Raw genomic sequence first — 25834 nt, forward strand, 5'->3', positions numbered from 1 at the left:
GTAAATTTAAAAAGAGAAGAGATTAGAGATAAGAGAGTATAGATAATTTAAAAATATTAGGAGGGAATTTCGAGTATGCAAAAAAAATTAGTAGTATTTTTAACTTTATTATTAGTAGTTTCAGTATTTTCCGTAGTAGGAGCTCAGGAAGTTACAAATCCTGATACATTTGTTGAAGTTAATATGGGAACAATTGATAGTTTAGATCCTCATTTTCAGTATGATTCTGCAAGTGCAGAGATTATTGATAATGTATATGAAAATTTAATTAAATTTAATGAGGGAGATATTACAGATTTCATGCCTCATCTTGCAACAGAGGTACCAACAGAAGAAAATGGTTTAATTAGAGAAAATGGTACCGTTTATGAGTTTCCTATTAGAGAAGGAGTTACTTTCCAGAATGGTGATCCTTTAACTCCAGAAGATGTTAAATACAGTTTCTTGAGAGCTCTAATTCAGGATAGAGATGGTGGCCCTGTTTGGATGATTTATGAACCATTATTCCAAAAAGGTTCATTAGCAGATGTTGTTACTGAAGTGCTGGGAGAAGAAAAAAGCCCATCTGATTTAACAGCAGCTGAGTCTGAAGAAGTTTATGCTTATTTAGAAAAAGCAGTTGAAGTAGATGGAAATAGTGTAGTATTCCATTTACCAAAAGCTTTCCCACCATTCTTAAGTATTATTGCTCAGGGTAATGGCCTTGGCGCAATTGTTGACAAAGAATGGTCTGTTGAACAGGGAGACTGGGATGGTCAGCCAGATTCAATAGCAGAGTATACCAACCCAACTAAAGAAGATGATCCACTGTTTGATAAAATGAATGGTACTGGACCATATGAATTAGTAGAATGGGTAAATGGTGAAGAAGTAATCTTAAATAGAAATGATGATTACTGGCGTGAACCTGCTCCTATTAAAAAAGTTATAATTAGAATGATTGATGAATGGTCAACACGTAAGTTAATGTTACAGCGTGGAGATGCTGATATCGTTTATGTAGACAAACAGTACATGAGTCAGGTAGAAAACATGGATGGAGTTGAAGTTATTACAGGACTTCCAAACATTTACATGGGTGCTGGACTTATGAACTTTAATATTGTAACAGAGGGTAATCCTGATGTTCACAGTGGTAAATTAGATGGTAATGGTATTCCTTCTAACTTCTTTAGTGATATTGATGTTAGAAAAGGATTCCTTTATTCAATGAACTATGAAGCATTCATTAATGATGTATTGAATGGTGATGGTCAGAAGGGACGTGGACCAATTCCTGAACCATTATTAGGATATGATGAAAATTCTCCAACTTATGAGTTAGATCTGGAAAAAGCAGAAGAGCACTTTAAGAAAGCTTTTGATGGAGAATTATGGGAAAAAGGATTTGAAATCACAATTCTTTATAACTCAGGTAATGACGTGCGTAAGAGTGCTGTTGATATGTTGAAATATTATGTTGAACAGATTAATCCTAAGTTCAAAGTTAACGTTCGCGGTATTCAGTGGGCTACTTATTTAGACAAGTTAATTGCTAATAAGTTTACTTTAGGTTTTATTGCCTGGGGTGCTGATTATGCCGATCCTCACAACTTCGTTGTACCTTTCTTAGGTAGTGACGGAACTTATGGTGGATTCAAAGGTAAGGATTATATTAATTTCGCTAAAGAAAATATTGATCCACTAATTGACGAAGGTATTTCTTCAACAGATCCAGCAAAACGTGAAGAAATTTATAAAGAATTACAGCAGATTGCATATGATCAGGCACTTGATTTCTATCTGTATCAGCCATCTGCTCAGGTAGTTATGAGAGACTGGGTTGAAGGATGGTACTATGATCCAATTAGAGATCCAGGCCAGTACTTCTACTCACTAGACAAGTAATATTGAATCAGTAAAAATATTACAATAAATATCTGGGGGGATATTTAACCCCCCAGATATGTTATTGTATATATAATAAAAAAGTTGGAAAGGATGAATTTAGAGGATGATTTCTTATATTATAAGGCGTTTTTTGATACTTCCAGTAATCCTCTTAGGAGTAAGTTTATTAATATTTTCTATGATTATGATGCTGGGACCTTACCAGAGGTTGAGTACATATATCACTGATCCTGCTCAATTAAAAGGAGCAGAGGATATTGATCAGCTGGTGACCAAATATGGACTTGATGATCCCTGGTATGAACAGTATGGTCGTTGGATTAGCGGAGTTGCACAGGGTGATTTTGGTTGGTCAGAATCAGCAGGTGCACCAGTAACTAGGGCGATTGCTGATAGATTTCCTGCAACAATCGAATTAGCACTTTTATCCTTAATACCTGTTATATTTGGCGGGATTATATTAGGGGTTGTGTCTGCCGTTCATCACAACAAGATTATTGATCATACTATTAGAATTTTTGCTGTGATTGGATGGTCGTTTCCATCATTTGTTTTTGGATTATTAGTGTTAATGATTTTCTATGGGGTTTTAGGCTGGCTGCCACCAGGAAGGCTTTCGAATTGGGCAACAGAAATTGTCAGATCTGCAGAATTTGTAAATTATACCGGTCTATATATTCTGGATGGGATCTTAAACCTTGATTTTTCAATAGTTTTAGATGCTATTAGACATATGATTGCCCCGGTAATTACAATTTCTATATTATGGTGGGCTTTTATATTAAGAATAACTCGTTCAAATATGCTGGAAACATTAAAAAAGGACTATATTAGAACTGCAAGAGCTAAAGGTTTAGCTGATAATATTGTTGTTTATAAGCATGCTGTTAGAAATGCTCTAATACCTGTTGTAACAGTAGCAGGACAGATGGTTTTAGGACTTGCAGGTGGTCTGGTAATTGTAGAAAGTATTTTTAATATAAGAGGATTAGGACAGTTTATGGCTAATTCAGCTCAGCAGCTTGATTATCCGGGTGTACTGGGTGGAGCTTTATATTTTGGATTTTTATTAATCCTGATTAACCTCTTTGTTGATGTTTCTTATGCTGTAATTGACCCAAGAATTAGATTGGAGTGATGGTTTAAGTGGAATGGCAAGAAGTTTTAAAACGTTTATTACAAAATAAAATCTCATTATTAGGTATTTTAATTATTTTATTTTTTATTGTTGTCGCTGTTTTTGCACCCTGGATTGCACCACCCCGGGATGCAGACGAACCCTATTTAATCCCCAGAGGTGGCTGGGCAATTCAACCACAGCCGCCAAGTGAAGAATATATTTTTGGTACTACAGAAGGACAATATGATATATTTTATGGAATTGTTTGGGGAACCAGAACAGCTTTTAGAATTGGTTTGATTGTTGTTGGAATTAGTAGTTCTATCGGGATCATTGTTGGTACAATTGCTGCCTATTATGGTGGTTGGATTGATGAAGTCATTATGAGAATTACAGATGTCTTCATGTCTATCCCTTTTATTATTGCCACAATAGTACTGGTAACTATTTTAGGACAGGGTATAACGAATGTAATGATTGCTTTAATCACCTTTAGTTGGATGAGTACCGCCAGATTGATGAGATCGCAGGTGTTATCAGTAAAAGAAGATGAGTTTGTTCAGGCAGCTTTAGCTCTTGGAGCAAACGATTTTAGAATTATTTTTAGACATATTATTCTAAATACAATATTCCCGGTTGTAATTCAGGCTTCAATGAGAATGGGCTCTATGGTTATTACCGCCTCAACTTTAAGCTTTTTAGGGGTAGGCGCACCAGAAGGCTATGCTGACTGGGGTCAGATGATTTCTTTTGCTCGTAACTGGATCTTGGGAGTTGAGGGTGACCCACTTCATTACTGGTATACTCTGGTTATTCCAGGAGTTGCAATCACACTTTTCTGTTTATCCTGGAACTTAATTGGTGATGCGTTCCGTGATATTTTAGATCCAAAACTTAATTAATTATAAATTTAGCCATTAATAAGGTAGGTGAATTTTTTGAGTAAAGAAGCTTTAGTAGAAGTTAAAAACTTAAAAACATATTTTTATACAGAAGAAGGAGTAGTTAAGGCGGTAGATGGTGTTGATTATGAGATCTATCCTGGCGAAACTTTAGGTATTGTAGGTGAGTCTGGCTGTGGTAAAAGTGTTACCTCATTATCAATTATGAGGCTGGTAGAATCTCCTCCGGGTAGAATAGAGGCTGGAGAAATTAATTTTCAGGGAAAAGATTTAACTAAGTTATCAGAAAAAGAAATGCGAAAAATTCGTGGTAATGATATTTCAATGATCTTCCAGGAACCGATGACTTCTTTAAACCCGGTTTATACTGTTGGAGATCAGATTATGGAAGCAATTATGCTGCATAAAGGTGTGGACAGAAAAGAAGCAAGACGTCAGGCTGTTGATATGCTGCAGAAAGTAGGTATTCCTCTGCCCGAACAGCGTGTAGACGAATATCCTCACCAGCTGTCAGGTGGTATGAGGCAGCGGGTAATGATTGCGATGGCCTTAAGCTGTGATCCACAGCTTTTAATTGCAGATGAGCCGACAACAGCTCTTGATGTAACTATCCAGGCTCAGATTCTGGAGTTAATGAACTCCCTAAAAGAAAGTTACGGTATGTCTATTATGATGATTACTCATGACTTAGGAGTAATTGCTGAGGTTTCGGATAGAGTAGCAGTAATGTATGCTGGTAAGGTAGTAGAATATACAGATGTAGATACATTATTTGAAGATCCTAAGCATCCTTATACCTGGGGACTAATGAACTCAATTCCTAAATTAGATAAAGATGTTGACCGGCTGGAAGCAATTCCAGGTAGTGTACCTTCACCGCTTAATTTTCCGGAAGGCTGTAAGTTTAATACTCGCTGTCCTTTAGCTGAAGGTAAATGTTTTGACGTAGAGCCACCTTTGGAAAATGCAACTGAAGGACATAAGGTACGCTGCTGGAGATATAAAGACTTAGAAAAAATAAAAGAACGTGGAGAAAGAATTTATGAGGATCGAGGTGTTTTAGACTAATGGCTGAGAATTTGTTAGAAGTAAAGAATTTAAAAAAATACTTCCCAGTTAAAGCAGGTGTTTTTAAAAGAACAGTAGCCCATGTAAAAGCTGTTGATGATATTTCCTTTGCAGTAGAAGAAGGAGAAACACTCGGTCTGGTTGGAGAATCCGGTTGTGGTAAATCGACAACTGGCAGAACCATTCTTCGTCTTTTAGAAGCTACTGAAGGTAAAGTTATTTTTGATGGTAAAAATGTTATGGATTTAGATAAAAAAGAAATGCGGGCAATCAGACGTGACATGCAGATCATTTTTCAGGATCCTTATGCTTCTTTAAATCCAAGGATGACTGTTGCAGATATCGTAGGTGAGCCTTTAGATATCCATAATCTTGCTAAAAATAAGCAGGAAAGAAACGAAAAAGTTAAAGAAATTCTGGAAAATGTGGGTCTGGGAGAGGAATATATGAACCGCTATCCTCACGAATTTTCTGGAGGGCAGCGCCAGCGGATAGGTGTAGCTAGAGCGTTAGCAGTTGATCCTAAATTAATAATTGCAGATGAACCTGTATCTGCCCTTGATGTATCAGTTCAGGCTCAGGTTGTAAACCTGCTGCAGGATTTACAGAAAGAATATGGTTTAACCTATTTATTTATTGCTCATGATTTAAGTGTAGTAAAACACATTAGTGATCGAGTAGCAGTAATGTATCTTGGTAAAATAGTGGAACTGACTGACAAAAAGGAATTATTTAAAAATCCAATGCATCCTTATACTCAGTCTCTTTTATCTGCAATTCCAGAGGCAGATCCGAAAAAGAAGAAGGATAGAATCGTACTTGAGGGAGATGTACCTTCCCCAGTAGATCCACCTTCTGGCTGTAGATTCCATCCCCGCTGTCCTAAAGCTTTTGAACCCTGTCCTGTTAAAGAGCCAGAGTTTAAAGAGTATGGTGATGGCCACTTTGCAGCCTGTCATTTATTAGATAAATAAAGTAAAAATATATAGATGTTTCTGAATCCCTGCCTGCTAATTTAGTTAGTAGACAGGGATTTTTCTGTTTTTATAGAATAATAAAATGAGCAGACAATTATTTTTACTATAAAAATATAAAGGGGTAAAAAAATGAGATATCCTAAAATGATTTTGATAATAATTATGGTTTTGTTCATATTTTCATTTACTATTCAGGCAGCTAACTATGGTGGGGAACTGAATATTAAATTACAGCAGCGCCCAATCAATTTAAATCCAATTTATGCAGCAAATAAAGCGGAAAAAATAATCAGTCAGCAAATTTTTGATAGTCTGGTTACTTTGAATGCAGAAGGAGAGCTAATTCCTAACCTTGCCAAAACATGGGAAATCAATAATCAGGCCAGAGTGTTTAGATTTAAGTTGAGAGAAAATATATATTTTCATCCCTTTCAGATTAATGGAGCTCTAAGTTCTTTATCCAAAAGAAGAGTAACAGCAGCAGACTGGAAGTGGTCTCTAGAATATTTAGCCGCCTCAGAAAATAAATCTCCTTACGCTAATCTGTTGAATAAGGTTAAAGGTTATGAAGAATACAGGCAGGGAAGGAGTAAAGAAATATCAGGAATTAAAATTTTGGATGACTATTTGTTGGAAATAGAACTTAAAGAATCTTATGCTCCATTCATTTATAATTTAACTGAAAATGCTGCTGTTGTTTTGCCAGAACAAGCAGTACTAAATAATTCTAAATTTTTTATGGAGCCAATTGGTACAGGAGCATTTGTATTAAATAATTTTAATCCAGATCAAATTATTTTAAAAAAATTTGATAATTACTGGAAAAATAATTATCGCAAAGAGAGATTACCCTATTTAGATAGAATAAAAATTGATTTTTCTGCTAATGAGTCTGAGATAAAAGAATATCACAATTATGACATTTATCAATTGAGTTCGGAACTTTACCAAAAGTATTCGGAGCTTGAAAAGACAGATAATTATCAGCTCAAAAAAACAGCAGAAAATATTTATTATTATCTTGGTTATAATTACAATAGTTCTTTAAAAAAAGTTATCAGTGATCAAAATATCAAAGAATATTTAAGAAACAGCCTGAATGAGATTAACTTGGAGCAGAATGATGACTTGTTAAGTTTTATTTTTCCTTTTCAGTATTCAAAGGAAGCTTCTTATATTGACCAGATTAATAATTTGGTTAAAAAAAATAATGATAATAATTTAAAAGATGAGGCTTATCCCGAACAACTTAATTTAGTGAGTAATGATTCTAAAAATAATAAAGTAATTGCAGATTTAATAAAGAATGAATTACAGGATAAAAAAATTAAGCTTAACTTAAGTCAATTTAGTTGGTCAGAATATTTAAATCTTATTAAAAGTAAAGATTTTAAATAAGAGTTTTACCCAGAGATCCTCATCTCTATCGACCTGCATTTGAATTCAGTTTTTTTGGCAACAAGTATGTTGTAGGAGCAAGGACACCTGATTTTATTAGGTCAGTTTGGAATACTCTGGTATTCACTTTTTTCTCTGTCTTTTTTGAGACATTGCTGGGGTTAATTGTTGCTTTAGTAGTTAACAGTGAATTTAAAGGTAGAGGTGCAATGAGAGCAGTTATGTTAGTTCCCTGGGCGGTCATTACTGTTGTTTCTGCAAGAATGTGGGAATGGATGTTTGAGCCAACCAGAGCAGGACTGTTTAATATGCTGGGAGATAGATTTGGTTTGATCGATGGCAGCTATTCATTTTTAAGTAGTGCCAATCTGCAGCTGCCAGCAATTATTGCAGTTGATGTCTGGAAAACAACACCTTTTATGGCATTATTGATTCTGGCTGGTTTACAGTTAATTCCAAACGAACTTTATGAAGCTGCTGAAGTAGATGGAGCCAGTAAATTTAGACAGTTTTTTAATATTACTTTGCCTTTATTAAAACCTTCACTGGCAGTTGCTTTAATTTTTAGAACCCTGGATGCTCTAAGAGTATTTGATGTTTTTCAGGTTATGCTGTCACAGAAGAGATATTCAATGGCAAGTTTTAATTATTTTCAATTGATTTCAGCCAGAAAAATGGGAATGGCATCTGCAATAGGTGTTATAATTTTCATCATTATTTTTGCTTTTGCTATTCTTTATATGAAATCCCTGGGAGTTGATACAGAATGACAAGAGATCAGAAAAAAATACTTAAAAAGGTTCTTTTTTACCTTGTGCTGGCCATAATTGTAATATATTTATTATTTCCATTTTACTGGGCAATATCTTCTTCTTTAAAAACTGAAGCCCAGTTAAGTATGACACCAGCTACTTTGATTCCTAGAGATCCTGATACAGGTGAAATATCGATTTTTACCAGAAATTATAAAGCTATTTTTACAAATGGCGGATTTATTAGAGGTTTGATTAACAGTACTATTGTAGCAACTTCAACTACAATTCTAGCATTGTTGACCGGTTCTTTTGCGGCTTTTGCTTTAGGGAAGCTTCGCTTTAAAGGTAAAGCTCCTGCTTTATATACAATACTGGCAATGACTATGTTTCCTCAGGTTACTGTTCTCTCAGGATTATACGCCGTAATTAATGCTTTAAACTTAAGTGCCAGGGTAAGTATGATTTTTACATATCTCTTATTTACCCTACCTTTTACAACCTGGGTATTAACTTCATTTTTCCGGGATTTGCCGGATGAAATTATGCAGTCAGCTCAGGTAGATGGAGCAACTCCATTTCAAACTTTCCATATGATTTTGCTGCCGCTTACTGCACCGGCTCTTGTTACAACAGGGTTATTATCTTTTATTCAGGCCTGGAATGAGTATTTATTTGCCTTAACATTTACCTCGATAGATGTTGAAGCGAGAACTGTACCGGTAGCTATTCAGTATTTTTCCGGTGAGTTTGCTCGCCAGGAACCTTTTGGAGAGATAATGGCTGCAGCTGTTGTAGTTACAATTCCAATTGTGGTTTTGGTCTTAATTTTCCAGAAGCGAATTGTAGCAGGTTTAACTGCAGGTGCTGTTAAAGGATAATTTGGATATTTATTGTATTATATTATATGAGAATATGGGATTAGATAATTTTAAATCTTAAAAATTAAAAATATAATATAAGTCTGATTAGAAATAAGAGAAAATCAGGCCATCAGATTACAGGAGAACTATAATTTGGTGGCCTAATTTATTTGTTAAATTTTAAGAGAAAATAACCGGGATATTTATAAGTCCCTCAACTATTGTTAAGGAGGTATAAAATTGAATCATGAAGATTTTTTTAAAATAAAAGATGGCTGGAATTTAAAGATTGAGAGTTTAAAAGAGGAACAATTAGTCCATTATGGGAGTAACCTTTTATGTGGGAATGGATATCTGGGTTACAGAGGTACGCTGGAAGAATGGAATAAGAATCAGTATCAGGCCTGTGTAATTACAGATACCTATGATATGGCAGATGATAAATGGAGGGAACTTTCTAATTCTCCTAATGCACTGGCAACAGAAGTCCGCTTAAATGAGAAAAAGCTGGGGGATTATCCCGGAGAAGATCAGATGGAAACAGAATTGAATTTTAATTATAAATATGGGATATTTAAAAGAAATTCAATCAATGACGAAAAAATTAATATTGTCTCTGAGAGGTTTGCTTCTTATTCTAATTTGCATTTGATAGCCAATAATTATCAAATAAAAAATTTAAGCAATCAAAAGGTAGAATTGAAACTTGGAATAAACGGGGATGTCTGGGATTTAAATGGAAGTCACCTGGAAAATTTTAGTGGAGAATATGATTCAAGTGAGAATACTCTTTATTTAAAGGCTGAAACTGTAGAAAGTAATATCACTCTGGTAACAGCTCTTTCATTTAAATTTAAAAAAGGTAAAATACAGAATCTTAAAGTTGAAAATGAAAAAAAGTCTATTTATCTTTTAATGGATATTGAAGCTGAAGCAGGAGGAATTGAACTTGATAGAAATATGATTGTCTACTCCAGTAATGATCGGGAAGAACCTTTAAAAGCAGCCTTAAATGATGCCAGTTCAGCTTTGAAAACCGGTTATCAAACTTTAAAAAATGAACATCAGGCGGTCTGGGATAAAAAATGGGAGCTCATGGATATTAGAGTCAAGGGGAATCTTTTAGATCAGCTGGCAGTCCGATTTAATCTTTATCATAATATTATTGCTACACCTGCTCATAGTGAACGTTTACCAATAGGAGCTCGTGGCTTATCCTGTCAGGCTTATCAGGGAGCTGCTTTTTGGGATCAGGAAATTTTTAATTTACCCATGTTTCTTTTTACGGAGACAGAGACTGCCAAAAATATACTAAAATATCGTTATCATACTTTAAATGGAGCCCGCAAGAAGGCGAAAGATTTAGGATATGAAGGAGCATTCTATGCCTGGATATCGGGTAAAAGTGGTGCTGAATTATGTCCTTCCTTTTTCTTTAAAGATGTAATCAGTGGACGTAAGATTAGAAATCATTTTAATGATTGGCAGATTCATGTTTCTCCGGATATTAGCTATACGATCTGGAAGTATTATCTGGCAACAGATGATATTGATTTTGTTGTTGAATATGGAAGTGAAATTTTATTTGAGGTGGCACGTTTTTTACATTCCAGAGTTTACTACAATCAGTATAAAGATCAGTACGAGATAATTCGACTTCTGGGACCAGATGAATACCATGAGAATGTAGATAATAATGCGTTTACCAATTATCAGACTCAATTTGCTCTAAAAAAAGCTCTGTATTTTTATTATAAAATGGAGAACGAATATCCCGATAAACTATCTGAATTAAAAACAAAAATTAATCTAAATGATTCCGAAATTACAGCCTGGCAGCAGATAGCAGAAAAAATATATCTGCCCCAACCAAATGGAAATAATTTAATTGAACAGTTTGATGGATATTTTGACTTAGAAGATACAACAGCTGAAGTGCTGGAAGATAGGTTAATTGATAAAGAAGAATACTGGGGTTGGCCTAATGGAGTAGCTGTATTTACTCAGGTAATTAAGCAGGCTGACGTGATTCAGTTATTTACTCTTCATGATACTTTTAACGAGGAAGTTCTGGCTGCAAATTATGATTATTATGAGCCAAGAACTCAGCATGGTTCTTCTCTGAGTCCATCTCAGTATGCGATTGTGGCGGCCAGATTAGGAAGAGCAGAAGAGACCTATGATTATTTTAAAAAATCAGCTTTTATAGATCTTATGAGTACTAATAAAGCGGTTAGTGGTGGGACTTTTATTGGGGGAGTTCATACTGCAGCTGCAGGCGGAATCTGGCAGTTAATTGTTAATGGTTTTGCCGGAATGAAAATTGATAAAAAGGGACTGTCATTTAAACCGACTCTCTGTCAGGAATGGGAAGAATTAGAATTTAAATTAAACTATAAAGAGAAAAAATTTAAAGTTTCTCTAAATCAAAATCAATTCAAATTAAAGGCAGCTACTAGTAATCAAACTGAGCTGGAATTTAGAGTTTTTGACCAAAAACAGGTTTTGAAACCTGGAGCTGAATATAGTCTTAAAATATAAATTAAGGTTTGCCCCCAAAAAGACTAAATAAATTTCATTAATAACCAAATAATAACAATAAGTTTTACTTTTATCATCTTCAAATTAATTAGATTAATCCGCTATAATCCTTTAGATGACGGTCTTTGTTTGATATAATTAATTTAAGAAATCAAAGAAAGGATGATAGAATGTTTGTCCCCAACAGTCACCAGCAGTTAAGTCTTTACGATTCTTTTAAGGATTTACCTAAATATTTACAGGAATATCTTTTAAATTCCTGGGCTGATACTTTTCAGGAAATTATCTTTCCTGCAATTGATGAAGAGCGCTTTGCCGTACTCTACAGTGATAAAGGTTCAAGACCCAATACTCCTGTTAATATAATTATCAGTGCTCTGGTAATTAAAGAACTCTTTGATCTGACTGACGAAAGATTAGTTGCCAATATCCATCTAAGTATGGAATATCAATATGCCCTTAGATTAACCAGTGAAGAACGTCCCCCTGTCTCTAAAAATACATTCAGTAATTTTAGAGAACGGGTCACAGATTACTATAAAGAAACCGGTATTGATTTAATCCAGCAGGAAGTTGAATCCCTGGCTGAATTAATCAGAGATAATCTGGAAATCGAAGGTGACAGAGCAAGAATTGATTCTTTTATGGTTTCTTCTTCTGCCAGAGAATTATCCAGAATAGAGCTTGTTTACACTGTTAATGCTAACTTCATCAAAATGCTCTCTAAATCTTTTGAGGATCTAATTCCTGAAGGACTAGAAGTATATTTAAAAGAGTCTCACAGAAATGAGGTTATCTATCGCACCAAAAATGATGAATGCAAAAGCAAACTAAAAAAGCTTTTAGAAGATGCTAAAACTCTTTATGATGCAGCTGTTACTGCCGGCGGCAGTATTACTGAGACTGAAGAATTTGAACTTCTAAAAAGAATGCTTGGTGAACAAACAGATTATGATGACGATGATTTTGATGATCTTGATCCTGATAATATTGAAGCTAAAGACGGTACAGAACTGGAATCCGATATTCTGCAAAACCCCAGTGATCCCGATGCAACCTTCAGGCAGAAATATGAAGCCAATATCGGTTACACGGCCAATGTACTGGAAATTTTTGATGACGATAATTCTGTGATCACAAGCTATGATTTTAAGCCCAATATATATTCTGATCAGGACTTTAGTGCTGATACTTTAGATAATATAAGCAGTGATCAGATACTAAACTTTAGTATTGAGAACCCAATAAAAATATTTATGGATGGTGCCTATTACACTTATGATCTTGCTAAAAAAGCTTTAGCTCTTGGCATTCAATTTATGCCCGGTGAACTAATCGGCAAAAAACCTGCTGCTGACAAAATGACTTATTATCAAAACTTTAATCTTGATTCTGACTATGAAAATGTTTTAAGCTGTGCCAATGATGTGGAACCTGATTATCAGGAGAAAAATCCTGATAAGAATTCATTCTATGCCGTCTTTGATAAAGAAAAGTGTGCTGCCTGCAAACTAAAATCAGAGTGCAGAATCAAAAGCAACAAAAAACATAATTCAGTCAGTTTTACTGAACAACGATATGAAACAGGAAAACTGAGAGAAAAAATGGGTGAAAAAGAATATATCAAAGAGTGCAACCAGAGAGCTGGTGTAGAAGGAATACCTTCTGTATTCAGACGCAAATATGATGTCGATGAGATGCCGGTCAGGGGTGAAGTATGTCAAAAAATCTGGTTTGGCTTCAAAGTTGCAGCAGCAAACTTCAAAAAGCTGCTGAAAGGCTTAGAACTGGCCACCTCATAGTCCCGGTAGATCTTTTTCACACTATATAATTTTATTTTTACTGAAAAATGATAAATTTACTGCTTACAACCTTAAATATTTTTTTATTTAAGGATATTTATTTAGTCTTTTTGGGGGCAAACCAAATTAATATAAGTAAAATTACTTTTTTAAAATTAAATTCTTTTTTTAGAATAACTTTGGACTATAAAAGGGCTCCCATCTGGGAGCCCTTAATTTTTAGACTGAAAGTAACATTCGGTCATTATTAAATTTACCACCATGTTTAATTTCAAACATTTTAAGCAGTTTCTCAATAGTTAAATCTGCTTTTTCAGCAGCTGGAATATCATAGATTATTTTTCCACCATCCATCATAATTAGTCGGTTACCCATTTTAATAGCGTCTTCCATATTATGAGTAATCATTAAAGTAGTAATATTATTTTCGTTAACCAGTTCTGCAGTTAAGTTTTTAATTTTGATTGCTGTAGCAGGATCTAAAGCAGCCGTATGCTCGTCTAATAAAAGTAAGCGCGGATTAGCTACAGTAGCCATTAAAAGTGTTAGAGCCTGTCGCTGACCACCAGAAAGCAGTTTAACTTTAGTGGTTAGTCTTTTTTCTAAACCTAAATCAATTTTTTCTAAATGTTTTCGCATAATTTCTCTTTTGTGTTTACTTAAACCCCATTTAAGGGAAAGATTATTAGATTTCGATATTGCCAGTGATAGATTTTCTTCAATAGTCATTTCAGGTGAAGTTCCAGCAAGTGGGTTCTGAAAAACTCTTCCAATTTTTTGAGCACATTTGTACTCTGTTTTTTTAGTAATATCTTCATTATCTAAAATAATAGTCCCATTTTCAACTGGGAAAACACCTGCAATAGAATTCAAAAGAGTTGATTTTCCGGCTCCATTACTCCCTACTATTGTAATAAAATCGCCTTCATTGACTGTAAGATCAATCTTATTAATTGCTATATTCTCATTTGGAGTTCCTCTGTAAAAAATTTTTTCTAAATTTTTGATTTTGAGCATTTTATTTTCACCTCAATGCCTTTTTAATTCTTGGAGTTGATAGGAATATTATAACTAGTATAGCTGTCAGCAATTTTAAATCAGAAGCTGCAAGACCTAAATTTAATGCGATTGAGATACTAAATCTATAAAGTATAGAACCGACAATCACTCCAATAGTAGCTATCATTATAGATTTCTCTCCAATTACAACTTCTCCAATAATTACTGATGCCAGACCAGCTACAATTGTACCAACACCCATATTTACATCTGCAAATCCCTGATACTGTCCTACAAGTGCACCGGATAAAGCAACCAGAGCGTTAGAAATAATTAAGCCCAGCATTTTCATTGAATTAGTGCTGATACCCATACTTCTAATCATCTGTGGATTATCACCCGTAGCTCTGAGAGCAAAACCAATTTGAGTATTCAAAAAGGCATCCAGAATTAATTTAACAGCAACTATAACAATGATTAATAAAAGTAAATTATTCCAGGGATAAGGAATACCGAGATCTCTAATGAAAGAGAAAATAGTTTCCTTACCTATTAGAGGAATGTTTGGTCTACCCATTACTCGTAAATTAATTGAATATAAAGAAGTCATTGTTAAAATACCTGATAATAGAGGAGCTATTTTTAATTTAGTGTTTAAAAAGCCAGTAATTGCACCTGCCATTCCACCTGCAATAATAGCAGCTCCCAGAGAAAAAAATGGATTCATTCCCATAGTCAGTAATCTTGCTGAGACAGCAGCACCTAATGGTAAACTGCCGTCAACTGTAAGGTCAGCAAAATCAAGAATCCTAAAAGATATAAATACTCCCAGGGCCATAATGCCAAAGGCAAGCCCCTGTTCTAAAGACGTTATTGCAAAACTTAAATTCATAACACACCTCACACCATTTCTACACTACAATTTTATTTTTTCTTATTCCTGTGTAATTTCATCATAAACAACGTTAGCTCTATTTAAGACTGCTTCTGGCACTTTTAAACCAAGATTTTCTGCAGCCTTTGTGTTTAAATATAATTTTAATTCATTAGAAGATTCAACTGCCATGTCCGCAGGATCAGAACCATTTAATACTCTGGCTGCCATTTTACCAGTTTGAATTCCAAGCAGTTTATAATCAATTCCTAGAGTAGCAATTGATCCCTGTCTGACCTGACCATTTTCAGATGCAAAAACAGGAATATTATTTTGATTGGTAATATTTAAAACAGAAGGTAGAGCAGATACAATAATATTATCTGTTGGAACATAAATAGCATCAACATCTCCGATTAGAGAGGAAGTCGCCAGACTAACTTCGCTGCTGTTGCTGACAGTGCCCTCATGTAAATTAATTCCCATTTTTTCAACTGTTGCCTTAACGAGGTCAACTTGAACTACGGAGTTTACTTCACCAGGATTATATAAAACTCCCAGATCATTTAATTCTGGAATAAACTCTTTTATTAATTCGATTTGTTTTTCTACAGGATTCATATCTGTAGTTCCTGTCAGGTTTCTACCTGGAACTTCCATACTATCTACTAAACCAGCTTCTAGCGGATCGGTAACTGCGGTAAACAAAACAGGTGTTTCTGTAATTACGTTGGCAGCTGCCTGAGCATTGGGAGTTGCAATTGTTAAAATAAGATCTAAATTTTGACTTTTAAATTTCTGGGCAATTGACTGAGCAGTTGCAAAATCAGCCTGAGCATTTTGCTCTATAAACTCTACGTCTTCAATTCCCTCTTCCGCTAAACCTTCAATGAAGCCTTCACGTGCTGCATCAAGAGCGGGATGTTCAACAAATTGAGAAATCCCAATTCTGTATTCCTGAGCACCAGCTGCTGAAGCAGCAAACAAAACCATTAAAGCAGTTAAAACAATTAAAATTGAAAAAGACTTTTTCATTTTTATTCCCCTTTCTAACTGGTAGTGGGGATAATAATAAAAAAACACTCCTGGTGGAGTGTTAATTAGCTGTCAGCTAGAACATCTAAAATTAGGTATAAATACCCCTTGTCTAAACAAAATAGCCTCAGCTTTCCTACAAATTTCTCCTACCGTATTACCATGCTACCAGTTATTTAATTTTCTTTATTATACTATTAACTTCATACATTTGTCAACTGTATATCCAAATAGCTTTAATCTAAATTCGAGTCTTTTTTAAGCTTTTTCATCCAGTAAAGAGCGGTGACTTAAGCCAACAGTTACCTCGTTTAAATTGAACATGCCAACTCCAAAGAAAACTGCAACAACAATATGCTCACCACTGCGGGCAACACCAATTTTACCACCTACATTTAGACCCATAGTTCGGGGCATGATCTGAGTTACTGCATCATGTGCTGCTCCAGCAACCGCACCCTGAGCTACATGAGATTCACTAATTATATTTTCACGTTTAGCTGCAATAACCGCTCTTTCAATAATTTCGGGGACTGATTTATTAAATTCTCCTCCAAAATCAACAGCAGCAGTATTTATATCATCATCAGCAAATGTTTTTTTTAATTCTTTTTCTTCACTTCTGGTAGAAATAGCCATTTTAATGGCAGCCTTTGCTGTTTCAAGACTGTTGTGTTCCATAAATTTTCCTCCTTAAGTAATTGTTTATTTTATTATAACAAATATTTATTAAAAGTGAAACTGAGTATAAAAATTTTGTAATTAATTATATAATTTAACTATAATGTAACTTAAATCTACCAAATATGATTAATTCAATTGAATTTTTAAGCTCAATATTTTATAATATATTAATGTTAAATATAATTTAGCCATATTTAGTTACATTTTGATTTAGTCAGATCGTGAAACTTAACATTTAATAACAGATCATTGGGGAGGGGTTTAAAATAAATATTTTATTAGTAGCACTGGCATTAGCACTGGATGCAGCCGGGGTAACAATGGCCATCGGTTGTGGTACCAGAACAAATTTGAAAGAGAAGTTAAAAGTTATTTTTTCCTTTGGATTTTTTCAATTCTTTTTTGCCTTAACCGGAGGCTTAATGGGAAATTATATCGATCAGAATTTCTTTACAATATCCAATTATTTTAGTGGAACAGTAATTTTTTTGCTGGGTATATTTTTGATTCGCGAAGGATACAAAAATGGGGAAGAGTGTATTTATAGACAGCTTAGTTTTTGGACAGTTGTAGTTTTAGGGATTAGTGTAAGCATTGATGCCCTTGGTGTTGGATTTTCGCTGCTATTTCATTTAGATTATGGTCTGATTTTTGAGGATTCTTTAATAATTGGTTTAATAGCAGCTGTAATTACGGCTGCAGCTTTTAAGATAGTCCATTATATTAAGCATATAGCTTTAGTAGAAAAATATGCTGATTATGTTGGGGGATTAATTCTCTTACTGATTGGTTTAAATACCTTTTTGCTTTAATGGACTGGATTAAGGTAAAATTAAAAACGGCCGCTGAAGTCTGGACTATTCCCGGACATCAGTGGCCATTTTTTTATTTAGATATTTTAAAATTGAAATTATACCTTCTTTAAATGGGTAATTACCTCCAGATGTTTTGTATGCGGGAACATATCTACAGCTTTGAATTTCTCTAATTGATAGTTATGAAGCTGTAACTCCTTTAAGTCTCTGGCCAGACTTTTTGGATTACAGGAAATATAAAGAATTTCCTCTGCTCCGGCAGCAGCAATTTTGTTTAGAGCTTTTGGATTAATGCCCGGTCTTGGTGGATCAATAATGATTAAATCAGCCTGCTGATCGATATTATTAATTTCCTCCAGAACATCACCTGCAATATATTGAGTATTATCCACTTTATTCAGCTGGGCATTTTCTGCCGCTCTGTCTGCAGCAGCCTGATCAATTTCAATACCGAATATTTTTTTAGCTTCAGCTGCAATACTTTGAGAAATAGTTCCTGCTCCACAGTAGAGATCATAAATAATTTTATCTTTAGCGTTACTTATATATTTTTGTGCCTCAGAATATAATAATTCTGCTCCTCTGGTATTAGTCTGAAAAAAGGATAAAGAATCAATTTTAAATTTATTTTCCAGTAAACTGTCATAAAAATAATTTCGACCATAATAAATTTTCATCCTGTCACAGCTTACCTGATCTGAGTAGTCATCATTAATAGTCTGGACAAAACCTACAAGTTTACCCTTTAGATCAAGAGCTTTTAATTCTTCAGTTAGAGGAGAGAAATCATGATCAGACTGACTGGTTGTTATTAGATTTGCTACTATCTCACCAGTGTTGATTCCCTTTCTGATAACTAGATTGCGTAAAAAACCTTCCCTTAATTTAATATGATATTTTTTAAAGTTGTTTTGACGGCAGTATTTTAAAATTGTACTTAAGATATCTCTAAAATCCTGATCGACAAGTAAGCAGTTGTCAACAGTTATTACATCAAATCTTCTGCCTCGAGGATGCATTCCCAGCTGGAGTGTACCTCCTTTTTTCAGATCACCAAAACTGAACTCCATATTATTCCGATATTCATAAATATCAGGACTTGCCAGTATCTCCTCAAAATTGTCAATTTCAATGTTTTTATCTTTAAAGATTTCTAAAAGAGTATTTTTTTTATCCTTCAGCTGTTTAGAATATGAGACTTCCTGAATTGAACAGCCTCCACAGCGATCATAATGAACACATAATTCTTTGTTTTCTACCAATATTGAACCTCCTATGATTTTTAAAGTTATTTAAAATGTTTGATAAATGTTTAAGAGCATTATTAATAATACAGCAGCTGGAACAATATATTTCAATAACAGTGAATAAATATTTCCAATTTGAAAACGGCTGTTTAAATTTGCCTCTTTAATTGCATTTTTACTTCCCCAGATATGGCCGACAAAAATAGAAGTTAAAATACCCCCTGTTGGAAGAAAGATATTATTAGAAAACCAATCATAAGTATCCAGAACATCCATTCCTAAAAAACTGAAGTTGGAAAAAGAACTGTAACCCAGAAGTGGAGGAATACCGACTAAGAAGATAAAAAATCCCATTAGATATGATGCCTTTTTTCGATTCCAGTTATATTCGTCCACTAAAAAAGCTACTACAACCTCAAGCATCGAAATAGATGAGGTTAGAGCTGCGATTGTCAGCAGTAAAAAGAAAATTAATGAGAAAAAAGTACCAAAAGGCATCTGAGTAAAAACAGCTGGTAGAGTAATAAAAGTTAAACCAGGGCCTGAGGCAGGATCAAGACCAAAAGCAAAAACGGCCGGAAAAATTGCAAAACCAGCAAGTAAAGCTACAGCAGTATCAAAAACTAACACATAAGCAGCACTTTCATTGATACTTTCTTTTTTACTAAGATAACTTCCATAGGTAATCATAGCTCCCATTCCCAGACTTAAAGTGAAAAAAGCCTGAGATATTGCATCTGTAAAGGTCTGAAAACTAATTGCAGAGAAGTTAGGTTTCAGGTAAAAACTAAGTCCGGCAGCTGCTCCTTCCAGAGTAACAGAACGGATAATTAGTAAAAAAATTATTGCAAATAAAATTGGCATTAATATTTTGACCAGTTTTTGGATTCCATTGACCACTCCCGCTCCAATTACAGCAATTGTAAGAAACATAAAAATACCATGCCATAAAATTGGTTCAGTTAAACTGCTAATATGAGTTGAAAAAATTGCCGGGAAATTACTTTTTGAAGTAAAAGATAATGATTTAAAAATATAAGACATTCCCCAGCCTGCTACAACAGAATAATAGCTTAAGATTACAAAACCCGATAAAACTCCAAGAGCACCAACCAGGGGCCAGGCAGTATCTGGAGCCATTTTTTTAAAGGCACCAATTGGGTTTTTTTGAGTAATCCTTCCCAGAGACATTTCGGAAACTAAAATTGGATAACCGATAAATAATATTGCAGCAAGATAAATTAAAATAAAAATTGCGCCTCCATTTGTTCCAGTAATAAATGGAAAACGCCAGATGTTACCTAGTCCAATGGCAGATCCAGATGCAGCCAGTATAAAGCCGAGTCTGGAAGTCCAGTTTTCTCTTTCCATAGAAAATCCTCCTTGTTATTTCGCTTCTTTTATTTACTTTTGCCTGTTTATTTTATCATATTAGTATACTGGCATCAATGTTTTTAAAATTTTAATACATTTTTTGATTTTTGTCATAAAAGCTGGAAATTATTCTATTAATTTGTTATAATACATTCAACCTGATTAGTTTAGTTGAGAAGAGAGTATAACCTTACAATTAATAGAGTAAGTTTAAAAATTTAGTAGTCAAATCTAAGGTTGTATTTAGCTTAGTATTAATGATATTTTAAGTATATTTTATAAAGATTAGCCGAGTCAGACAGATCAGGGAAAAACAAATTGAGTAGAAAGAAGAGAGAGGGAGGAAAGTAAAATGGAACAGAAACGTGATCAATGGGGAACAAGACTTGGTTTTATTTTAGCAACAATTGGTTCAGCAGTGGGGCTTGGTAATATTTGGCGTTTTTCTTATCAGGCTTATGAAAATGGTGGAGGTGCCTTTTTATTCCCTTATTTATTTGCCCTAATAACTGCTGGTATACCATTACTACTGCTTGAAATGGGTTTTGGTTTTTTCACCAGGAATTCAGCCCCCAGTTCTTTTCGTAAAATTAATGAAAAATTTGAATGGGTTGGTTGGTGGTCAGTTTTAATTGCTTTTGTAGTAACAGTTTACTACATTGTTATTATTGCCTGGAGTTTATTATTCGTATTTGAATCATTTTCTTTAGGCTGGACTGCAGATCCAGAAGGATTTTTCTTTGGAGAGTTTCTTAACTTTTCAGGCAGTGCCTTTAATTTAGGTGGAATTCAATGGCCAATCTTTTTTGCTTTATTAGCTATCTGGTTAATTAATTATCTTATTATTGCAGGTGGGGTTGAAAAAGGTATAGAAAAAGCAAGTAAGATTTTTATGCCACTTTTAGCTGCTATGGTTTTAATTATTGTATTTAGAGGAATTACTCTTCCGGGAGCAATGGAAGGAGTTAAGGCTTTTGTAACCCCCGATTTTTCTAAAATTCTGGATTGGAATATCTGGGTTGGTGCTTATGGTCAGATTTTCTTTACTTTAAGTCTGGGTTTTGGAATCATGATTGCTTATTCCAGTTATTTACCCAAAAAATCAGATGTTGTCAAAAATGGAATTATTGCGGCTTTATCAAATAGTATTTTTAGTATAGTTGTTGGCTTTGGAGTGTTTGGTATACTTGGTTATATGGCTGGTCAGCAGGGAGTTGCCATTGGTGATGTTGCAACTTCGGGTATTGGTCTTGCTTTTATAGCTTTTCCGAAAGCAATTAATTTATTGCCTGGTTTACCTCAGATATTTGGTTTTGCATTTTTCTTTTCATTAACAATAGCAGGCCTTTCATCAAGTATTTCTTTAATTGAATCAGTAGTATCATCACTAATTGATAATTTTAGTTTAAGTAGAAAAAAGGCTGTTACCTTAGTTTCTATTGTTGGTTTTGTGCTTGGTCTGCCTATGGTTACTCAGGGTGGAATAGCTATTCTCGATATTGTTGATCACTTTGTCAATATTTTCGGACTGCTGGTAGTAGGGCTTGTTGAAATGCTGGTTTTAAGTTATGCTTTTGATTTAGACAAAATTAAGGATAATATGAATCTTAGTTCGGACCTACATATTGGTAGTGGCTGGAAAATAATGATTAAGGTTGTAGCCCCTTTATTTATTGGTATTGGTTTTATTCAAAATACTATTTCTGAATTTAGTGCTGCCTACGGTGGTTATCCGATGAGTGAACTTCTTACTTTTGGCTGGCTTATTGCGGCATTACTTGTAATATTTGCAGTTTTAATTGGCAGAAATAGTAGAAATAAAGTTTAAATTTATATTTAAATTCTAGATTCTAATTAAGCTCTCAGTTTATACTGAGGGCTTTTTTTATTATTTAATTTTTTATATAATATTATATTAGGAGGAGATAATCAATGGAAGAAATTTTTAAGCGTCGAAGTATTAGAAAATATCAGGATAAAAAGGTTGAACCAGAAAAAATTGAAAAATTATTAGAGGCAGGAGTTGCTGCTCCTTCCGCTGGAAATGAACAGCCATGGCATTTTGTAGTTATAAAAGATAGAGAGCGTCTTAATCATCTGGCTGAAATTCATCCCTATGCAAAAATGTTAAAAGAAGCTCCGCTGGCTATAGCAGTTTGTGCAGATTTAAATAAACAGAAATATGAGGGCTTCTGGGTACAGGATTGCTCCGCTGCAACGGAAAATATTTTACTGGAAGCTGTAACCTTAGATCTGGGTACTGTCTGGATTGGATGTCATCCGGCTGAAGATAGAGAAAAAGCAGTAAGTGACTATCTAGAAATGCCAAATCACTTTAAAACCCTGTCCTTAGTTGCTGTTGGATATCCGGCTGAAGAAAAGGGAAAGGTAGATAGATTGAGTGATGATATTGTTCATTACGAAAAATGGTGATTAATAATGTAAGTAAATTTTATTTTCCAGGACAATCATCTAAATATTTTCGAGGAGTTAAATTATGAATAAATATAAAATTGAACTTCATTCTCATACTGCTGAAAGTAGTCGCTGTGGTTCGATTGAGGCAGTGAAAGCAGTAAAAATGTATTACCAGGCTGGTTATAGTGCTTTAGTTATTACTGATCATTATTATACCCGCTTATTTGAAAAAATATCGAATTTGAATTGGAAGGAGCAGCTGGAGAAATATTTAAAAGGATATCGAAAGGCTAAAAGAACTGCTCAGAATTTAGATTTTGAAGTATTTTTGGGTCTTGAGATTAAGTTTACTGAGGATCCAAATGAATATCTGGTATATGGACTGAAAGAAGATTATTTACTTAATAATCCTTACTTAAATCAATTATCTTTAAAAGAATTTAGGACAAAGACTGTTAAAGATGATCAGCAAATTTTAATTTTTCAGGCACATCCATTTAGAAAGAATATGAAGCCTGCAGCAGATGAACTGCTGGATGGTCTGGAAGTTTATAATGGTAATCCACGCCATAATTCCAGAAATCATAAAGCTTTAGAATATGCTAGAAAACACAACTTAAAGATGATTTCTGGATCTGATTTTCATGAAAATGAAGATCTGGCCCGAGGTGGAATTAGTACGCAAATTAAACTCAAAGATATAAATGACTTATTGGAAGTGTTGAAACTTGACAATTATAAATTGATTAAGTCCTGACTAATTACCTAAAATCCCTTTCTGAATTCTTAATAAGAAGGGGATTAATATTTAAGATTATTGTCTGTACGATAAAATTATTATCCAGCAGCTTGTAAAAACGGCTTAGCTGTAAAGGTTAATGATTTTTCTGGCGGCATTTTTTATATTTTCAGCCTTTATTATCGCTTGGTAATTATTAATTTTATTCTGCGAATGCCTATACATGGGGTCATAATATTCTTCCAGCAAAACTCGGGTTAATTCTTTAAATGAACTTTTTTCTGTAAGTTCAATTAATTTACGGTAAGTTTTTTTTCCAGCTTTTTTGATAATATATTTTTTAATGGCTCTTAAAGACTCAAGTACTCTCTCTCTAAATTTTTGTTGGTCACTTTCAATATCTTTAATATACTCTAAATAAATATTTTCCACTCTTTTTTTAGTTGAAGCTTTAATTAAAATATCTTCTCCTTTTTTCATCTTTTCATGAAAAAATTCTGGAATAACCGAATGACCTACCCTTCTACTTTCAGCCTCTACAAAAATATATTTTCCAGGTTGATCTTTTTGCTCCAGTTCCTCCCAGAGAAGAGATTCAAAATATTTTTGATTGTAAGGTTCTTTGAGACCAATACTACCAAAAGCAGATCCTCTATGATTAGCAATTCCCTCCAGATCAATTATATTTGCTCCCATTTTTTCCATTTCCTTTAATATATAAGTTTTTCCCACTCCAGTGTTTCCATGAAGAACAACAATTTCGCTCTGGAATTTATAATTTTCCAGTCTGTCTAAAATGTAATGACGGTAATGTTTATAACCACCTTCAAGACGATAAACTTCAATACCTGCCAGATCTGAAAATTCTGCCAGACTTTTGCTGCGCAGCCCCCCTCGTGAACAGAAGATAATTAAATTATCATATTCCTGTGCCAGTTGATTTACTGCTGCAATTAGATCAGGGATTTTTGGAGAAACCAGTTCAACTCCCTTTAATTTAGCTTTTTTTGGACTCTGCTGCTTATATATAGTTCCAATAATTTTCCGTTCTTCCTGATTGAGTAGTTCTATATTGAATGCACCCGGAATTGTTGCTTCTTCATATTCAGATTTAGTTCTGGCATCAATATAGATGCTATTATTTAGATTCAGGCTTTCCTGATAAGTAATTAATCTTTCTTTTCTCATTTATTACACCCTTTAGTTTATAAAATTAAATCAAAGTTATTTAGATAAACATTAAACTGATTTTTTCATTTTAAATTTATATAATCATTAGTTTGGACTTCTCAAATAATATTTTATCCTATTTAGTCTAAAAATCAAAATAAAATTAGCTTAAATAGTAGATAAGGTAATTAGGCTACTTGATTTGAAATAAAAAAAGTGTTATATTTAATACAGCTAAATGAACAAATGACCATAATATATAATGAGGTGATTATTTAATGTATGATGTAAAGGATAAAAAAATTGTCTTGGAACACGGCACTATTAATAAAGGAATTATAGCTGTGGCCAGTGGTAAGGGTGGGGTTGGTAAATCAACTGTCACCGTAAACCTGGCTACTGCTCTGGCTGATTTAGGGCATAAAGTGGGAATTATAGATGCTGATGTAAGAGGATTTAGTGTTCCCCGGATACTTGGAGTTACAGATAAACCGAGAGCAGTCAGTGAAAAAGAAATTATTCCACCGGAGGTTAAAGGAATTAAAGCGATTTCTATGGGCTCATTTGTAGATGAAAATAGTCCCGTGATCTGGAGAGCACCTCTGCTGGCTGGAGCTTTAGAACAGTTCTTTAAGGATGTGCGCTGGGGGGAGATAGATTACATGCTGATTGACCTGCCTCCTGGAACTGGAGATATGCCGCTAAATATTATGCAGAAGGTTCCCCATGCCGAAACTTTAGTCGTAACTACTCCTCAGGTTACAGCAACCAAAGTAGCCGGAAGAATTGGTGCTATGGCTGATAAGATGGATCATGAGATTATTGGTGTAGTAGAAAATATGGCCTATTATAGGTGTTCAGAATGCGGCAGCAAAGATTATATTTTCGGAGAAGATGGTGGTCAGGATCTGGCGGATTTTATGGAGACAGAACTGCTGGGACAGCTGCCGTTGATTTCAGAGGTAAGACGCCGCAGTGATTCGGGTAATCCAATTGTTTTTGATGAGCCAGAATCTGAGATTTCTCAGGAATTTATTAAAATTGCAAAAAAACTGGTCGAAAGAGAGCAGGGCTTTGATGAGAAAGTAGAGCCACTTAAATTGAATATGGATCCAAAGTAATTAGGAAATAATGTCACCTGTACCTGTACAAAATTTTGTACAGGT

The 25834-nt window shown here is 34.2% G+C and carries 21 protein-coding genes and 1 pseudogene; 15 read left to right on the forward strand and 7 right to left on the reverse strand.

The features are described 5' to 3' along the window. Nucleotides 1-75: 75 nt before the first annotated feature. The 10 genes and pseudogenes from DFR80_RS07105 to DFR80_RS07150 all read left to right on the forward strand — a co-directional run bounded on the left by DFR80_RS07105 (nt 76) and on the right by DFR80_RS07150 (nt 13313). Nucleotides 76-1887: an ABC transporter substrate-binding protein gene (locus DFR80_RS07105; protein WP_076545267.1), complete on the forward strand. Its 1812-nt coding sequence runs from the start codon at nt 76-78 to the stop codon at nt 1885-1887. A 106-nt stretch (nt 1888-1993) separates the two neighbouring features. Next, nucleotides 1994-3028 carry an ABC transporter permease gene (locus DFR80_RS07110; RefSeq protein ID WP_076545266.1) on the forward strand — a complete coding sequence of 345 codons (1035 nt, stop codon included), beginning with the start codon at nt 1994-1996 and terminating at the stop codon, nt 3026-3028. A gap of 8 nt (nt 3029-3036) precedes the next feature. Further along, nucleotides 3037-3912, forward strand: coding sequence for an ABC transporter permease (locus tag DFR80_RS07115; protein ID WP_076545265.1), 876 nt, complete (start codon nt 3037-3039; stop codon nt 3910-3912). Nucleotides 3913-3948: 36 nt separating this feature from the next. Then, nucleotides 3949-4980 carry an ABC transporter ATP-binding protein gene (locus DFR80_RS07120; RefSeq protein ID WP_076545264.1) on the forward strand — a complete coding sequence of 344 codons (1032 nt, stop codon included), beginning with the start codon at nt 3949-3951 and terminating at the stop codon, nt 4978-4980. Beyond that, the gene (locus tag DFR80_RS07125; RefSeq protein ID WP_076545263.1) at nt 4980-5954 is read left to right on the forward strand and encodes an ABC transporter ATP-binding protein; all 975 of its coding nucleotides are present in this window, start codon (nt 4980-4982) and stop codon (nt 5952-5954) included. Before DFR80_RS07120 ends, DFR80_RS07125 begins: the two co-directional genes overlap by 1 nt. A gap of 165 nt (nt 5955-6119) precedes the next feature. Further along, nucleotides 6120-7355, forward strand: coding sequence for an ABC transporter substrate-binding protein (locus DFR80_RS07130; RefSeq protein ID WP_369862663.1), 1236 nt, complete (start codon nt 6120-6122; stop codon nt 7353-7355). Continuing rightward, nucleotides 7352-8125, forward strand: a pseudogene (locus DFR80_RS07135) (carbohydrate ABC transporter permease); the annotation flags it as partial. The gene DFR80_RS07130 and the pseudogene DFR80_RS07135, both read left to right, overlap by 4 nt. Next, nucleotides 8122-8988: a carbohydrate ABC transporter permease gene (locus tag DFR80_RS07140; RefSeq protein WP_076545257.1), complete on the forward strand. Its 867-nt coding sequence runs from the start codon at nt 8122-8124 to the stop codon at nt 8986-8988. The pseudogene DFR80_RS07135 and the gene DFR80_RS07140, both read left to right, overlap by 4 nt. Nucleotides 8989-9210: 222 nt before the next feature. Next, on the forward strand, nt 9211-11511 hold the full coding sequence (locus tag DFR80_RS07145) for a glycosyl hydrolase family 65 protein (protein ID WP_114489582.1): 2301 nt from the start codon (nt 9211-9213) through the stop codon (nt 11509-11511). Between the two features lie 125 nt (nt 11512-11636). Beyond that, the gene (locus DFR80_RS07150) at nt 11637-13313 is read left to right on the forward strand and encodes a transposase (protein ID WP_147270177.1); all 1677 of its coding nucleotides are present in this window, start codon (nt 11637-11639) and stop codon (nt 13311-13313) included. 219 nt (nt 13314-13532) lie between these two features. Here DFR80_RS07150 and DFR80_RS07155 read toward each other — a convergent pair whose 3' ends face one another. The 4 genes from DFR80_RS07155 to DFR80_RS07170 all read right to left on the reverse strand — a co-directional run bounded on the left by DFR80_RS07155 (nt 13533) and on the right by DFR80_RS07170 (nt 16902). Continuing rightward, a complete protein-coding gene (locus DFR80_RS07155; protein WP_076545255.1) occupies nt 13533-14330 on the reverse strand; it encodes an ABC transporter ATP-binding protein in 798 nt (265 codons plus the stop codon). Between the two features lie 7 nt (nt 14331-14337). Then, nucleotides 14338-15204, reverse strand: a complete 867-nt coding sequence (locus DFR80_RS07160) for an ABC transporter permease (RefSeq protein ID WP_076545254.1) — start codon at nt 15202-15204, stop codon at nt 14338-14340. A gap of 42 nt (nt 15205-15246) precedes the next feature. Next, complete coding sequence (locus DFR80_RS07165; RefSeq protein ID WP_076545253.1) at nt 15247-16221, reverse strand: ABC transporter substrate-binding protein; 975 nt, start codon at nt 16219-16221, stop codon at nt 15247-15249. A gap of 258 nt (nt 16222-16479) precedes the next feature. After that, a complete protein-coding gene (locus tag DFR80_RS07170) occupies nt 16480-16902 on the reverse strand; it encodes a HutP family protein (RefSeq protein WP_076545252.1) in 423 nt (140 codons plus the stop codon). A gap of 323 nt (nt 16903-17225) precedes the next feature. Between DFR80_RS07170 and DFR80_RS07175 the strand changes: the two genes are divergently transcribed. Next, a complete protein-coding gene (locus tag DFR80_RS07175) occupies nt 17226-17717 on the forward strand; it encodes a manganese efflux pump (protein WP_076545251.1) in 492 nt (163 codons plus the stop codon). A gap of 98 nt (nt 17718-17815) precedes the next feature. Here DFR80_RS07175 and rlmD read toward each other — a convergent pair whose 3' ends face one another. Both rlmD and DFR80_RS07185 read right to left on the reverse strand, forming a co-directional pair. Further along, complete coding sequence (rlmD, locus tag DFR80_RS07180; protein ID WP_114489584.1) at nt 17816-18982, reverse strand: 23S rRNA (uracil(1939)-C(5))-methyltransferase RlmD; 1167 nt, start codon at nt 18980-18982, stop codon at nt 17816-17818. A 30-nt stretch (nt 18983-19012) separates the two neighbouring features. Next, nucleotides 19013-20338 carry a sodium-dependent transporter gene (locus DFR80_RS07185; RefSeq protein ID WP_114489585.1) on the reverse strand — a complete coding sequence of 442 codons (1326 nt, stop codon included), beginning with the start codon at nt 20336-20338 and terminating at the stop codon, nt 19013-19015. A 355-nt stretch (nt 20339-20693) separates the two neighbouring features. Here DFR80_RS07185 and DFR80_RS07190 point away from each other — a divergent pair, with 355 nt between their 5' ends. From DFR80_RS07190 to DFR80_RS07200, 3 genes are all read left to right on the forward strand, one after another. Continuing rightward, a complete protein-coding gene (locus tag DFR80_RS07190; protein ID WP_076546261.1) occupies nt 20694-22169 on the forward strand; it encodes a sodium-dependent transporter in 1476 nt (491 codons plus the stop codon). A gap of 104 nt (nt 22170-22273) precedes the next feature. Next, on the forward strand, nt 22274-22774 hold the full coding sequence (locus tag DFR80_RS07195) for a nitroreductase family protein (protein ID WP_114489586.1): 501 nt from the start codon (nt 22274-22276) through the stop codon (nt 22772-22774). A 64-nt stretch (nt 22775-22838) separates the two neighbouring features. After that, nucleotides 22839-23516, forward strand: coding sequence for a PHP domain-containing protein (locus tag DFR80_RS07200; RefSeq protein ID WP_114489587.1), 678 nt, complete (start codon nt 22839-22841; stop codon nt 23514-23516). Between the two features lie 105 nt (nt 23517-23621). Here the strand turns inward: DFR80_RS07200 and mnmH are convergent, their stop codons facing one another. Beyond that, on the reverse strand, nt 23622-24686 hold the full coding sequence (gene mnmH, locus DFR80_RS07205) for a tRNA 2-selenouridine(34) synthase MnmH (RefSeq protein WP_114489588.1): 1065 nt from the start codon (nt 24684-24686) through the stop codon (nt 23622-23624). A gap of 260 nt (nt 24687-24946) precedes the next feature. On the opposite strand from mnmH, the gene DFR80_RS07210 reads away from it, so the two are divergent. Next, nucleotides 24947-25789 carry an Mrp/NBP35 family ATP-binding protein gene (locus tag DFR80_RS07210; protein ID WP_114489589.1) on the forward strand — a complete coding sequence of 281 codons (843 nt, stop codon included), beginning with the start codon at nt 24947-24949 and terminating at the stop codon, nt 25787-25789. The last annotated feature ends 45 nt before the right edge of the window (nt 25790-25834 follow it).

The organism is Halanaerobium sp. ST460_2HS_T2, from assembly GCF_003337665.1.
Lineage (GTDB): Bacteria > Bacillota > Halanaerobiia > Halanaerobiales > Halanaerobiaceae > Halanaerobium > Halanaerobium kushneri.